Genomic DNA, 14,145 nt, shown 5'->3' on the forward strand with positions numbered 1-14,145 from the left:
AAAATAAATACGCCGAAAACACAATATTTTCTTATGTCCATACTATTAAAAATCAAAAATTCGTAATTTGGGAATTCTAAAAATGCATCACATGTCGGATATCCTTGGAAAAACTGAAATTTTCGTAACTGACCTTCTTGTTAATAAGCTGGATCCCAAATATTTGTACCACAATTTAAAACATACCCAAAGGGTAGTTAAAAGTACTAAAGAATTGCTTAATTTTTACGATTTGGAGGAGAAAGAAAACGAAGCTTTACTTTTGGCGACCTGGTTGCATGATACGGGTTATACCAAAGGACCTGACAATCATGAAGATCATAGCGCCCTTATAGCCAAGGATTTTTTGGCAAAAGAAGGAGTGGCTCCGGATATCATTGAAAAAGTTAATCAATATATCTTGGCCACGAAACGATTTCATTCTCCCTCCGGTTTAGGGGAAGAAATTATACGGGATGCGGATGCCTCCCATTTCGCCAAGAAAAGTTATCCGGAAACCTGCGAAGCCCTACGCTTGGAATTGCAACAACTGGATATTGCTTCCTATTCCTCGGAAGAATGGGCCGATGCCAACATCAAAATGTTCCGTGAAGAACATCGTTTTTATACGGATTACGCCAAAGGGAACTGGCAGGAAGGCAAGGATAAAAACCTCAAAAAAATGATCAAAAGTGCTTCGGTCGAAAAAGAAATTGCCCGGAAAGAAGCACTGAAAGCGAAATACAAGAGTGAGAGTCCAGATAGAAGTATTCAAACCTTATTTCGGGTTACCTTAAAAAATCATTTAAAACTGAGTGATATTGCCGATACCAAGGCCAATATTCTCTTATCTGTAAATGCCATTGTGATTTCATTGGCCCTGTCCAACCTTATTCCAAAATTGGACAACCCTTCCAATGGATATTTAATTTATCCCACAGTCATATTTATTGTATTCAGTATTGTCTCCATGGTATTGTCCATACTTGCGACCAGGCCAAATGTGACCCGCGGGGAATTCACGAAAGAAGATGTCAACGAGAAAAGAGTCAACCTGTTATTCTTTGGGAATTTCCATAAAATGAACCTTAAGGATTACGAATGGGCCATCACAGAGTTGACCAAGGACAAAGATTATGTCTATGCTTCCCTAACCAAAGATCTATATTTCCTGGGTATCGTCCTGAACCGGAAATATACTATTCTCTGGTGGACCTATACCATTTTTATGGTGGGCATGGTCATTTCAGTGATTGCCTTTGGCATCGCCTTTAAATTCTTTGGTCCGGACAGAGTAATGTTATAATCTAATCGCTTACAATTTTAATTCTTCCATAAGATCCTGATAGGTATAGGACTTTTGGGAGGCGTTTCCTTTTTTGTATAAGATTTCGGCCCTTATGGCTTTAAGTCCCGCTACGCCTTGTAATCCTTCCAATTCCAAGATTTCAATATTGCTGGTGAAATACCCTTTGGATCGCAAGAATGTAATGTACCTTAAGTATTCCAATTCATCTTTCTTCTGGGAATAGACAATGGCCAGTTTTCCTTTTTGCGTCAAACGTTCATTGGTGCCTTTGACAAAAGATTTATCAATTCGCTTCTTAATGACTTCATATCTGGCATTATAAGTACCGTCAACATCAAATTGCTTTTCATCCATTCTAAAACGAATGGAAAGGGAAGCGTTATATACTAAGATCAATGAAGCCACATCCAATTGAATGGGCAACTCTGGCTTAAAGTTGTAATATTCGTTCTCCATTTCACACATCACCTGCAATTGCCACAATCTTAAATTGTTCAGATACATGGCATTAAAAGGTCTTTCCCCTGTTATGGAATCCCCGATGTACATATTGTGCTCTACGCCATCCGTTTTGTAGCGCTCAAAATAATGCGGATACATTTCCTGGGCATCTACTTGTTTTGTATCAATGACCATGGCCAATCTTTTATTGATCTCCATGACGCTTTCATCATAATTCCTGCGATGGTCATAATAGGATTCCGTTCCAGCATCAATATCTTTCTCGTAGGTCTCCACAATCTCTTTTAACTTTGGACTTTCGAGCTTTAAATGTGTAAGTACAGGATTGATTTCCTCTTGTATAAAATCAAAAATAGCTTGTTCGCTATTCGTATGAAGGACCTCTTTGACATCATCAATGTGATTGTTCACTCTAAACATGAGCTCTTCATATACGAAGAGTTTATTATGCTCCCATGCTTCACTCAACACATGATTAATCTCCGACAATTGAATCATTAGATCACGTTGAATGGCCATATTTCGGGCATTGGATGAATCTTTGATATCAATCTGCCCGTAGAGCGGGTATACTTCTTTAAAAACAATTTCTTTAAAAGAAGGCTGATTTCCAAGCAGATCATCTTTAATAAAGCGTTTTGCTTCTTCCTGGAATTTCCAATAGACCGATGGATGAATAGAGGTGCACTCATTTTGTATGACCGCATCAATAAGGTTTTCTTCCTCTGCTTTGGAACGTAGAACGGCAGTCACAATATACGGCATGACATCGTTCAACTTATTAGCATTTACACTATTCAATTGCCCTTTTGTGGTGGACACCAATTCCAATATTCCCAAAAGCTCCCCATTGGCAGCTATTGGAGCTAAAATAGCACTCTTGATCCCTTGGCGATATAGTGCTCCATAAGGAGCTTTTCCACCAGACATCTCATTGTATTTATCTACATCTGAAATAGCATAGTACGCATTATCCGTCATTAACTTCTTATACGATCCCTCACAAAGGGCATCCATACATACTTCGTTGTCTTTGTCCTTTAGGATAAAACTCTCAATGCCTTTTCCATACACCTTTTCAAACTGGTCTTCTGAAGCATTATAGGTCACAAAACCAATTTGAATATCTGGAAGATTGAACAAGGACTGAAAAGTACCTTTCAGATTTTCTATAAAATTGTCATCGTTACGCTTGTCATTGGCTATTAAACCGGATTTTATTTCAGAAATGGAATATTCTGCCGTAACATCAAACATATTGGAAATTACAAAACCTTTGCACACAAAACTGTTGGGCGGTATTTTCTCCTTCCATAAATCCAGGTCATCAAAATTCTCTAACAACAGGTCTACATCCTCTTTGCTTAGATCCTTGGCTTTTTCAGTAGGAAAAAGTTCCAGAAAATCCGCATTGTACAAAATTCTATAGTGGCGTATTACACCATTGGCATCTGGAATGTCATAAAAAATTGGCCGTCTAAAATCTAGTTGATATCCATAATAAAAGTTCAATATTACCGTACAGGCAATAATATAATTTACCTGATCTGGTAGATTTTGTATGGTAAGTTCAAATCCTTCTCCCGCATCTGCAACGATTTTTTGAAAACGTTTGGATGAATTGAAAACTACATTACTGTAGGGAAAAGAAGCTACTTTGATTTCATTCTGGGTCAGGACCTCTGAAAAAGTGTCCTGTAGGATAATTTTGATGACATCTTTATATTTATCCAAAAGCTGAATATCAGAAAAGCCTTCCCGAAGTTCCGGATAGGGAGCTTGGGCCGCAAGAATCTGTTTCGCTTTGGCGGACAAATATTCATCTCCACTTTTTGCCATTTCATCATACTGTTTCAATAGTGAATTGAAACTGATCAACTGCAACATAGGAGAATCGATTGGTTTACATCCTATCATATATGGTTTGTCTTTGATTGAACTACAAAATTACAAAAGATAATGAGACAACATTGTTAAAGGAAACATTATGGCATTTCAACGGTTTTTTTGGATATTTATGGAAAATATACTGCATGTCATCCAACTTCCGACTCACCAGAGCCTATAAAAATGCCAAGGTGGTACCTTTTGACGACACTTCTAAATTTATCCTTTTTAGCGATTGTCATAGGGGTGACAATAGTTTTGCCGATGATTTTGCCAACAATAGAAATATCTATTTCCATGCATTACAACAATATTTTTTAAAAGGATTTACCTATTGCGAGTTGGGCGATGGGGATGAACTCTGGGAAAACCGCTCTTTCTCCCCTTTGCTTTTGGCCCATAAAAATGTCTACCTGCTACTGAAGCAATTTCTCGAAGCCGGACGTTTGCATATGATATGGGGCAATCACGATATGGTGTATAAAGATCCTAATTATGTAAAAAAGCACTTGCATTCCTATTTCGATCCCAAAACGGGGGAACAGGAGCTTTTGCTGAAGGGTATTACTTATCACGAAGGCGTTGTTTTAAAACATCGGGAAACGGAACAAGAAATCTTTCTGGCCCACGGGCATCAGGCCGATTTTATGAACTATCACGGCTGGCGCTTTAATCGATTTTTAGTACGAGCCCTTTGGAAACCATTACAGGTAGTGGGGATATCTGACCCTACGAGCCCTGCCAAAAATTTTAAGGAACTGATCAAAGTGGAGCGCCGCGTCAAAAAATGGGTCGCGGACAATGGAAACTTGATGACCATTATAGGGCATACCCATAGGCCTAGATTTCCTGAACCCGGAGAACTCGCTTTCTTTAATGACGGAAGTTGCGTGCATCCACGAAGTATTACAGGCATTGAAATTGAAAAAGGAACTATTTCCTTGATCAAATGGCAAATTTCCACCAAAGATGATGGAACCCTACAAATTGTACGCGTCTTATTGGAAGGTCCTCAACGTCTTTCGGATTACCATTGATTTTTAAGAACATCCTAGATCGCATAAAGGCAAAAAAGTTCTTGCGAAATATGTACCTTCGCACTTTTTCTTATGTATCGGAAAGCCATCTATGCCCTAATTCTTGCCGCCGCCCTTGCCGGATTAAACGGACTTATCATTAAACAGGTAACGAGCATGACCGCCGGTTCCATTGCATGGGTGAGAGCTTTTGTCCCTGCCTTGGTATTTAGCATTTGGATGTTACAGAAGAAAGTTCCATTCTTTAGAGGGAACTATAAAAAAATGCTGGGGGCTTCGGCCATTAATGCCTTGCGGATGTATCTCTATCTTACCGCATACATCTTAACTTCTATAGGGAATGCCGTCATCATTTTTTATATCTGGCCTATTTTTGTGGCATTGTTGGGCATGCTGTTTTTAAAGGAAAAATTGAGCAAATATCAAGTTTTTCTGATTATTTTGGCCTTTATAGGATTGATCATTGCCTACTCGCATAAGACCTTTACCTTTGAAGATCGCGATTTTATAGGAATGCTAGCCTCTTTGGGAGCTGCCATTGGCTATGCCATTACTGTAATCATCTTTAAATCGGAATCGCAAAATTACGATAAGAATGAAACCATTTTTTATCAAAACATTGTAAGCGTACTTGTCTTTTTGCCCTTATTTCTCCTTGGTTATCCCGCCATGGAATGGGGACACTTTGGAATAGCCTCTATTTACGGACTACTCGTAGGTGTTGTGGTATTTAGCCTTTTCTTTTATGGACTTAAATATTTAAATGCGGCCACAACCTCTTCCATGATGTATCTAGAAGTAGTGAGTGCTTTGATTCTTGGGCATTTGGTACTCAAAGAATCTTTGGAACTCAATATGATTCTGGGAGGAATCCTTATTATTCTTAGCAGTTTTTTGTTGACTCGTTCCCATAAAAAAGAAAACGCCTCCTAAAAGAGATCTCGTATTCCTTTTAGGATGATGACAATTTTCAAACTCAGGCTTCGTTATTCTTTACTGAACTAATGGTATTTTGGATGAAAACATGGATTTATCCTTAAATTCATCGAATTTAACAGCAATTTAAGCCCCTATGGCAGGGTATTTGTTATTTTTATGGAGCTATCCCGACAGATAACGTAGCCTATGAAACATTTTATCTTTCTTATTTTCACTGTATTGTGGTCTTTCAACGGGATGGCCCAGGAGGATATTCCTGCCAAACCCCTGAAAATAGACGCTGTAAAGGAAACGAAGAAAGAAAGTAAAGGTACGGCCCTAAAGATTCCATCCGCTTTTAAGGTAAAGAAACCCGTAGACCTCTCCCGCAAGAAAAAGGGATTTACCATGTTACCGGAAAAAAAATTGGTAGATGCAGGCCAAGGACTCAAAATCGATGCGAGATTAGGGGAAAAAGAAAAAAAGAATTCAAAAACACATTTTGGGGATCAGTATTTGGGCGATATTAAGAGTAGCGCCAAGTATATTGGAGTGGTTTGCCGTGATCATGAATATGTAGATGGAGACCGTGTACGCATATATGCCAATGGCGATGTCGTAGAATCCGAGATATTATTGACCGCAGGTTTTAAAGGCATCAATCTTGACCTGAAAAAAGGGTTCAATAGAATTGATTTTGAAGCCTTGAATCAAGGTTCTTCCGGCCCCAACACTGCACAAGTGGATGTCTATGACGATAAAGGTCAGCTCATTTATTCCAGCAAATGGAATCTTTCTACGGGCTCCAAAGCCAGTTTGATCGTCGTGAAGGAGTAACATCTATGCTCTTCGTTACACTTTTATAGTTCAATCGTCATTTAAATATGACACTTAAAACCAATTGTTTCCTCTTTGTCCTATGCTTTCTTTCTCAACATTTATATTCTCAAAAGAATGCATGTCTTTCTTATAAAGATTTTGATGTAACCCGTGGTCAAGTTAAAAGGTCAACAGTTCCTTTTGCTTTACAGGATAGTGACTCCTTATCATTACTATTGAATGGAAATAAGCTACATCTTTTGGTGATGAACAACTCCTATTGGCCTTTTTCAAGCAAAGGATATTATGCTTCAAAGGGTGTAAAAGAAGGGTTCCAACTTTTTGTGATCAACTCTACCAATAAACATAAACGACTGCATTACCAAGCTGAACAATTCAGTATTTTTAGAATTGTTTTTTTTCAAGGAAAATGGCGCAATGTAATATCGCACTCAAGCCAGCGTGGAGAGGCCATAGGCTGCGGAAATCATTATTTTTCACGTTATTACAAGATGCAAAAAGGTACTTACCTCTCCTTCCTAACTCCTTGTATTGATGGAAATGCCTTTCTAAAAACACGATTCGTGATGCTTATCGAAGCCGATGATAGTAATGGAAATCTTATTCCTATTTTTTCCAATGAATTTGAAGCTAGTATAGACACCTCCCTCATAGAGAAGTCTAAAGGGTTCCAAATTATGGATGCCTCCTTTACAGAATTGTCTCCTCAATAAATAAAGATATCAACCTACTTCCTTAAGTGCTATTCCTCTGATTCCTCAACATCTACCATATTATCGTCCGGAATTCGGTCAATCATCTTGTTATAGGGATCAATACCTGCTTTGATGGGCATTTCTTTAGTAATAAAAGTATATGAACTTTTTCCTGGTGCCACCCATTTCTTTTCCAGAACCAAGGGTTTTTTAACCTCAAGGCCTTTCTCATTCTCTTCGTCAGCGGCAAAAATCCCGATATCCAGTAAATTAGGTGTTTTTCCTTCCCCAAGGGTTTCTCCGTTCCCTCCGTAATAATTCTTGTTGCTCTCTACTTCTAGGGTAACCTCGTAGGTATCATCTGCTAATTTCTTATAATTCGCCTTGGTTACCTTATTGGTATACAAGGTGATTTTTTCAAAGCTATCCTCAATGTAATACTGCAATGAATCGGGCGTAACTTCTTCAATGTAGCTATACCATTCCGTAGAGGTGGTATAGGGCGCTTTTGGCCTAAATGCCGCTTCATCGATATACTTCCTAAAGGCGCTATTAAGATTATCTTCCCCTATAAGATCTTGAAGGGCGTACATAATGGCGCCTCCTTTCCTATACCACACATAAGCTTGCGTATCATTATCCAACAGCGTCTTTTCAAATTTGCTTTCATTGGCTCTCCCACTTAGATAACGATCTACTTCTTCTTTGAGAAAACGTTGCATAGCATCTACGCCATACTCTTTTTTCATCACCATCAAGGAGGAGTACTCCGCCATGGTCTCCGATATTTGATTGGACCCTCTTGTTGCCGAGGGTGTAATTTGGTGTCCCCACCATTGATGTGCCACTTCATGGGAGGTGACCGTAAACACATAATCCAAATCATTGGGATCGCTAAAATCGCCTACCCATCCAAAACTTTCTGCATAAGGCACCGTATTTGGAAAAGACTGGGCAAAAGTGCTATATCTAGGAAATTCAATAATACGCATTTGCCGATATTGGTACGGTCCGTAATTTTCTGTAAAATAATCCAGGGATTTTTGTACCCCATGCACAAAGCGATCGATATTGTATTTATGTCCGGGGTGATGGAAAATCTCAATATTCACTTTATCCCCATTCTTGCCTTTCCACTCTTCGCGATGTACATCATAACGCGCTGAAGAAATGTTATAGAAATAATCCAATTCCCCTTCCATCTTATAGGTGTAATATTTTCTGCCATTCTCTTCCCATTCTTTCTGCAAATAACCTGGCATAATAGCAATCTGGTCCGGAGCGGTGCTCACGGTACCTTCAAAAGTAATATAGTCCCCATCATCATTAAAGAGCAGATTGTTTAATCCCCAAGCGTCCTTTTGGTCGGGTAACTGATATTTCTTTTCCGGAAGATCGTGTTCCCTTCTGCTCTTATCCCCATTCAATTCCACTCCCGAATTGTAGCCAAAAGAAGGAAAGAATCCATTGTTTAAAAAGGTCCCGTTATGTACAATATTGGAACCTGTTCCTTCATTGGGAAATCCTTTATAAAACCCTTTTAAGGTAATTTGCATACTTAGGGTATCATTAGGCGCCATAGGCTTGGGCAAGGCATAGATTTTATAACCATAATCTTCATACTCCATCCCTAATTCGGGGCGTACGCCATCAATTTCAAATACCTCTACTTCGTTTCGATAATTCGATTGTCCTCCCCAATCCAAATGCAACGAATCAATAGGCGCATTGGTTTTATTGACCAGTGTAAACATTCCTTTTATGGTAGCAGAGCGCTCTTCAGGTACTAAGTCGGCATACACCTTCACATCAACTACTTTTGGTTGATCTATAAACTCGTATTTCTTCAGTTTTTTCTCATAATTTGCCCGAGATTCCAGGCCTTCGTCCAGTGTACTATACTCCCCCCAAACACTTACATTGTAATAATTGTAGAGTCCAGAACCTATCCAAAGCAAAGCACAAATCCCTGCAGTGGCCAAAACCGGTTTGGTCAAATTTCCATTTGCCGTTTTCCAACGCGATTTTCGACCGGAATCTGTTCCCCTTTTCCAAAAAATTAACCCAATAAGGGTTAAAATGCCCCCAAATGCCAGCCAATATAGACGGAACCAGAACAATGAAGTTCCAAAATGTCCAAAACCGTTCATATCCGATACTGTATAACCTGGGGTATAGCTATACAAAAACAAGTTGTAATCGATATCCGCGAAGCTACTTAGCCCAAACAAAACCAGCCAAATGGTAATGGTAAAGACATGTCCCATGAATTTTTTGGTCACCAAGGAATGTACAAAGAAGGCGAGCATGACATACATGATGTATTTAGGAAATTCAATCAAATACAGATCAATGAAATATTTGTCCAATTCAAAATTAAAATACCCCTTAAATATTTGATTTAACATTCCACTGAACAGAATCATGTTCACCAGAACGAAACACACCAATACCAATCCCAAAAATTTAGATCCGTAAATCACCCAATTCGGAAGCGGCAGGGAACCAAATATTTGATCGTACTTTACACTGCGCTCCCTATGCAACACTTCCCCCGTCATAAAGACAATTAGGATAAAGACCAGAATAACATAAGTAAAACTCTTTACTTCCAGCATATAATAGGTCATCGGCAAAGAAGGTGTTCCATAGATAGGGGAACCAAACCAACCGTCAAAAAACAGGAACAACACCGCGGCAATTAGAATCGCTTTAAAGAAATTATCTGCGAGAATATTTTTAAACTCCATCCATCCCAACCGAAACAATTGTCTCCAATGCAGATTTCCCGAAAACACCTTACTTACTGCAGGAATGGGATTTAAAGCGGCTGAAGGGGATAATACAGTATCGACCTCATCTTTTTTCCTGCCCTTAAGTTTCTTGCTGAGGAAACGCTGAAAATCAAATCTAAAAAGTGTAAACAAAAAGATCGCCACGCCTAGGCCTACCCATAACAACCTATTCCATAACACCATTCCTTCAAAAGGCACCATTTGGGCATTCTGCTCTACGGGAGTCCAATATTGTGTGGCATTGTTATAAGCACCCAGGGCAAAGGGGTCCAAGAGACTTACCAATTCTTTGGAATCAATGTCTTGAACCAAGGTTTGTGTCACCAAATAGACAATAAAGAGTATTGCCCCACCGGCATACGCCAGCATAATTTTTTTAGTTAAGCTGACCAATGCAAAAAAGATACATCCGGCAAAAAACAAATTGGACCAATAAAAAATAAGCGTGGGTTGAATGTAGTGCAATAGGTTTAAAGTGGCAAAGCGATCCGCGTCCTCAAAACCAGCATAGGGACCTAGGGCAAAACCAATGATAAGTCCTAATTGTGTTCCTAAGCTGACCAATATCAACGTAATCATAGAACCCCAAAACCGTCCTAAAATGTACCCTTTTTCGCTTATGGGGTAGGAAAAATAGTAGTTCTGTGTACCGTGTTCAATATCCCTATAGACCGGCACTCCCATAATTGCACTGGATAATAATATTCCAAAAAGGCTAAAGATCAAGAGCATCTGCCCTATGGTTCCTGGAGCATTTAAAAACACTTTTTCGGAGGCCGGTGTATTTCCGCCTAAGGCAAGAATAAAGGTCAAAACAAAAAGAATGCCGAAATAGGCCCAGGTCGCTGGCCTTTTCAATCGATATTTTAATTCGAAAAGAAAGATTTCTTTGAACATAATTGTCTGGTTTTAAAGAAGGCGGTTTAAATTAAATGATAGCCGTAGCCATACGGGTCGTAATCTCTGCGAAATAGACATCCTCCAAAATGGCCGGACTTGCCTCGAAAGATGCATCGGGCTGTTGTTCATGATACACATGAATAACCGTTTTACCTGCCTTTAAATGTGAAGAAATCACCTGTAATTCTGACTTATAGTCTTCCAATTCTTTTCGTTCAATGGACTTTTTCCAGATTTTCCCATTAACCCTTTGGGTCAATTCTTGCGGATTTCCCTGCGCCACCACTTCTCCTAAACAAATAATGGCCATATCGTTACAGAGATTGGAAATATCCTCCACGATATGGGTAGATAAAATCACAATGGTATTCTCTCCAATCTCACTTAAAAGATTATGAAATCGCACGCGCTCCGCCGGATCTAAGCCTGCTGTAGGTTCGTCTACAATAATAAGTTCTGGTTCTCCAATGAGCGCTTGGGCGATTCCAAAGCGTTGCTTCATTCCCCCAGAATAGGTTCCCAAGTTTTTATTGCGGACATGCCACAAATTGGTTTTGGTCAATAAAGCTTCTACCAAATCCTTGCGTTCCCCTTTACTGGAAATTCCTTTCAATGAGGCAATGTGATCGAGCATTTTATAGGAACTTACTTTGGGGTACACTCCAAATTCTTGAGGCAAATACCCTAAAATCTGCCGTACTTGATCTTTGTCCCGGAGTACATCGATATCGCCCATTTGAACAGTTCCTGAATCTGCCTCCTGCAAGGTAGCCAAAGTTCGCATTAGGGAAGATTTTCCCGCCCCATTGGGGCCTAGTAGCCCAAACATTCCCTTTGGAATCGTTAAACTTACATCTTTCAATGCCTGTACGCCATTGGAATAGGTTTTGCTTAGGTTTTTGATCTCTAATGCCATTACATTTGGTTTTTGATTATGATTCTTAGACTAATTTGGTCTTCTATTGTTACACTATCTTGTTATAAATTTAATTTACTCCCCGGGATGATAGGTTTTTTGTGCTCTTTTTTCCACATCTTCCCTGTAGAAAGGGACCTCTTTAAATTGGATATCTGCATAAGGCTGTGCTTGGTCATCAAAATGTGGGGAATTGGGGTCTCCACTCTGTCCTCCGGCCAGCATACTTTTGGCTTGGACTTTATCTCCAAACTCAACCACGGCAACAAAGCTATTTCCTCGAGTGCCATACATTTTTTTGGTGTTATTGGTATACCGCTCCCCGTAGGCGGCCAAAGCTCCCCAACGACCCGAAGCCAAACCTACTGCAATACTGGGCGCATTATCGTCAAATGCTTGGCGGATATCCCCATTCAATCTTTGATAGCGATTGACCTCTCCCCAAGGCATTTCCCAAGTCCCAAAATCTGCTTTTAATTTTAGGAGGACTGCGGTAAAGATATTTCGTTTCTCTTCATCGGGAGAATCAGAACCCCAGTATTCCACCAACTGCATAGGGGTATAGCCTTCAATTCTTTGCCCCGATCGGTAGTATTCCGTACCATAATAATGGGCCAAAGTCATGGCAATAGATGTTTTGGATGTTCTGTAATCCCACGCTTTAAGTACTTCCAATGGTCTTTTGAACTCAGCTCCAAGAGTTGTGGGCGTATTTTCGTAGGCCTTCAATAATCCGGGAATCAACTTTTCAAAGGCTGGCAAATACGGATCATGAGCCAAGGCAATAAGATTATCCAGTGTATAGCCACTCCTGCCTGTTAAAAGTTCAATGGCATGGACGCCCCTATAATTTTCACGATCAATAGACATATAATTAGGGTAATCCGCTTTCTTGGGACTAAATTCCAGAGCGGCCGTAAAAGGTGTTGAATTGCAATTTTGCAGCCATCCATTTTCAGGATTTAAAAGGGTGATGGACTCGTCCACCGTATGTAAGCCCTTCCAATCTGTTGCCGGATCACTCCCATCTACAGGTTTGGTATAATCAAATTTGGTATCCCGCACCGGAATAAAGTTTCCATGCCAGTACCCTATATTCCCTTCTGCATCTGCATAAACGGTATTGTTGGAAGAATTTGTTCGAATATCCATCATTTCACGAAAACCCTGATACCCCGCTTGTTTGGTTCTCGTATACGATTGTTCTAAAGCCTTAACAGGTTCCCACATCATAGCGGAAGCTGTCCATTGTCCATCGGCCAAATGTGTAATAGGACCATGATGGGTACGATGCATGGGAAAAGTCTTCTCTTTCATGGCATCCCCATCTTTATACTTCAGTGTGACTTCCGATGTTTCCACAGCACGGAGTTCTTCTCCATATTGGTAGAACAATTTTCCATCCATCTCCACAATGCTTTCCTTAAATTCATCAATTACATCGGTATAGGTCGATGTGTGCATCCAGCCTGTTTTTTCGTTGAAGCCTTGATAAATGAAAAACTGCCCCCATGTAACAGCACCATACGCATTAAGGCCTTCTTCACTCACGGCATGCACCTCTCCTCTAAAATAAAATGAGGTATGCGGATTAATCAGGAGCATGGCATTTCCCGATTCGGTCAATTTCCCAGAAATGGCAATTCCATTGGATCCTTGTGGCTCCATAGCCTCTTCTTTCTTTTTCATTGTTGCCTCCTCCATTTTGGGCACTTCCATACCACTTTCATAAAAAGCTTTTATTTTCCGGGTTCGGATACGCTCAATATCCCCACCTATAGAACCTTCGCTAAAGTACATGGGCATCCACGGTTCAAAATGCGTCAATAATCTCGGTTTTACTTCCGGGTGGGTCTTCAAATAGTAATTAATGCCATCGGCAAAGGCAACGCATAATTCCTTTAGCCAATCCGGACTTTTCTCATAATTTTGGATGGCTTCTTCTTCCGTCATAAACAATTTTGCCCGAAGATCACTATACAAGGCTTCCTCTCCTTCAACCTCGGCCAACCTTCCCGTAGCCCATATGTAATTTTGTTCCACGCGATTAAAGTCGTCTTCACATTGCGCATATAAGAGTCCAAATACAGCATCGGCATCTGTTTTTCCATAAATATGGGGGACTCCAAAATCATCTCGGATGATCGTAGTGTTCTCGGCATGTGTTTTCCAGCGATTCTCTTCAGAATCTGACTTTTCGGTGGCACAAGAAGCCAATCCCAATAGTAAAAACAGGGGTAAGAATTTCATAAGGTTAAATTTAATTAAGTATCCATAACGATTTCATTCTGTGAATGTAGTAATCCAGTTACTGAAATGCTAATTTTGAAATAAAAAGCTGAAAATTTTAAGATATTCGCATTGGTAGAAATGAAAATCAAAATCTTTTCTTCATCCACTCGCGAAA

At 39.8% G+C, this 14,145-nt stretch carries 9 protein-coding genes; 5 read left to right on the forward strand and 4 right to left on the reverse strand.

Annotated features, from left to right (window positions below):
- The first annotated feature begins 91 nt into the window (after positions 1-91).
- Positions 92-1,285: a Pycsar system effector family protein gene (locus tag ACEXOE_RS18685; RefSeq protein ID WP_394750370.1), complete on the forward strand. Its 1,194-nt coding sequence runs from the start codon at positions 92-94 to the stop codon at positions 1,283-1,285.
- A gap of 9 nt (positions 1,286-1,294) precedes the next feature.
- Here ACEXOE_RS18685 and ACEXOE_RS18690 read toward each other — a convergent pair whose 3' ends face one another.
- On the reverse strand, positions 1,295-3,637 hold the full coding sequence (locus ACEXOE_RS18690; RefSeq protein WP_394750371.1) for a GAF domain-containing protein: 2,343 nt from the start codon (positions 3,635-3,637) through the stop codon (positions 1,295-1,297).
- 146 nt (positions 3,638-3,783) lie between these two features.
- Here ACEXOE_RS18690 and ACEXOE_RS18695 point away from each other — a divergent pair, with 146 nt between their 5' ends.
- The 4 genes from ACEXOE_RS18695 to ACEXOE_RS18710 all read left to right on the forward strand — a co-directional run bounded on the left by ACEXOE_RS18695 (position 3,784) and on the right by ACEXOE_RS18710 (position 7,145).
- On the forward strand, positions 3,784-4,674 hold the full coding sequence (locus ACEXOE_RS18695; RefSeq protein WP_394750372.1) for a metallophosphoesterase family protein: 891 nt from the start codon (positions 3,784-3,786) through the stop codon (positions 4,672-4,674).
- A 72-nt stretch (positions 4,675-4,746) separates the two neighbouring features.
- Positions 4,747-5,607 (forward strand): DMT family transporter, encoded by an 861-nt coding sequence (locus ACEXOE_RS18700; RefSeq protein ID WP_394750373.1) that lies wholly within the window; start codon positions 4,747-4,749, stop codon positions 5,605-5,607.
- A gap of 192 nt (positions 5,608-5,799) precedes the next feature.
- Complete coding sequence (locus ACEXOE_RS18705; protein ID WP_394750374.1) at positions 5,800-6,429, forward strand: hypothetical protein; 630 nt, start codon at positions 5,800-5,802, stop codon at positions 6,427-6,429.
- A 248-nt stretch (positions 6,430-6,677) separates the two neighbouring features.
- Complete coding sequence (locus ACEXOE_RS18710) at positions 6,678-7,145, forward strand: hypothetical protein (protein ID WP_394750375.1); 468 nt, start codon at positions 6,678-6,680, stop codon at positions 7,143-7,145.
- A gap of 29 nt (positions 7,146-7,174) precedes the next feature.
- Here the strand turns inward: ACEXOE_RS18710 and ACEXOE_RS18715 are convergent, their stop codons facing one another.
- From ACEXOE_RS18715 to ACEXOE_RS18725, 3 genes are all read right to left on the reverse strand, one after another.
- A complete protein-coding gene (locus tag ACEXOE_RS18715; protein ID WP_394750376.1) occupies positions 7,175-10,819 on the reverse strand; it encodes an ABC transporter permease/M1 family aminopeptidase in 3,645 nt (1,214 codons plus the stop codon).
- Positions 10,820-10,850: 31 nt separating this feature from the next.
- Positions 10,851-11,738: an ABC transporter ATP-binding protein gene (locus ACEXOE_RS18720; RefSeq protein ID WP_394750377.1), complete on the reverse strand. Its 888-nt coding sequence runs from the start codon at positions 11,736-11,738 to the stop codon at positions 10,851-10,853.
- Positions 11,739-11,813: 75 nt separating this feature from the next.
- Positions 11,814-13,988, reverse strand: coding sequence for an acylase (locus ACEXOE_RS18725; RefSeq protein ID WP_394750378.1), 2,175 nt, complete (start codon positions 13,986-13,988; stop codon positions 11,814-11,816).
- Positions 13,989-14,145 lie beyond the last annotated feature (157 nt).

The sequence above is a fragment of the Spongiimicrobium salis genome, assembly GCF_043678055.1.
In the GTDB taxonomy this organism is placed as follows: domain Bacteria; phylum Bacteroidota; class Bacteroidia; order Flavobacteriales; family Flavobacteriaceae; genus Spongiimicrobium; species Spongiimicrobium salis.

Excerpts from the sequence above, each read along its gene's own strand:
- ACEXOE_RS18685 (WP_394750370.1), top strand. The coding sequence starts at position 92 with ATGTCGGATATCCTTGGAAAAACTGAAATTTTCGTAACTGACCTTCTT.
- ACEXOE_RS18690 (WP_394750371.1), bottom strand. The coding sequence starts at position 3,637 with ATGTTGCAGTTGATCAGTTTCAATTCACTATTGAAACAGTATGATGAA.
- ACEXOE_RS18715 (WP_394750376.1), bottom strand. The coding sequence starts at position 10,819 with ATGTTCAAAGAAATCTTTCTTTTCGAATTAAAATATCGATTGAAAAGG.
- ACEXOE_RS18705 (WP_394750374.1), top strand. The coding sequence starts at position 5,800 with ATGAAACATTTTATCTTTCTTATTTTCACTGTATTGTGGTCTTTCAAC.
- ACEXOE_RS18695 (WP_394750372.1), top strand. The coding sequence starts at position 3,784 with ATGTCATCCAACTTCCGACTCACCAGAGCCTATAAAAATGCCAAGGTG.
- ACEXOE_RS18720 (WP_394750377.1), bottom strand. The coding sequence starts at position 11,738 with ATGGCATTAGAGATCAAAAACCTAAGCAAAACCTATTCCAATGGCGTA.
- ACEXOE_RS18710 (WP_394750375.1), top strand. The coding sequence starts at position 6,678 with ATGAACAACTCCTATTGGCCTTTTTCAAGCAAAGGATATTATGCTTCA.
- ACEXOE_RS18700 (WP_394750373.1), top strand. The coding sequence starts at position 4,747 with ATGTATCGGAAAGCCATCTATGCCCTAATTCTTGCCGCCGCCCTTGCC.
- ACEXOE_RS18725 (WP_394750378.1), bottom strand. The coding sequence starts at position 13,988 with ATGAAATTCTTACCCCTGTTTTTACTATTGGGATTGGCTTCTTGTGCC.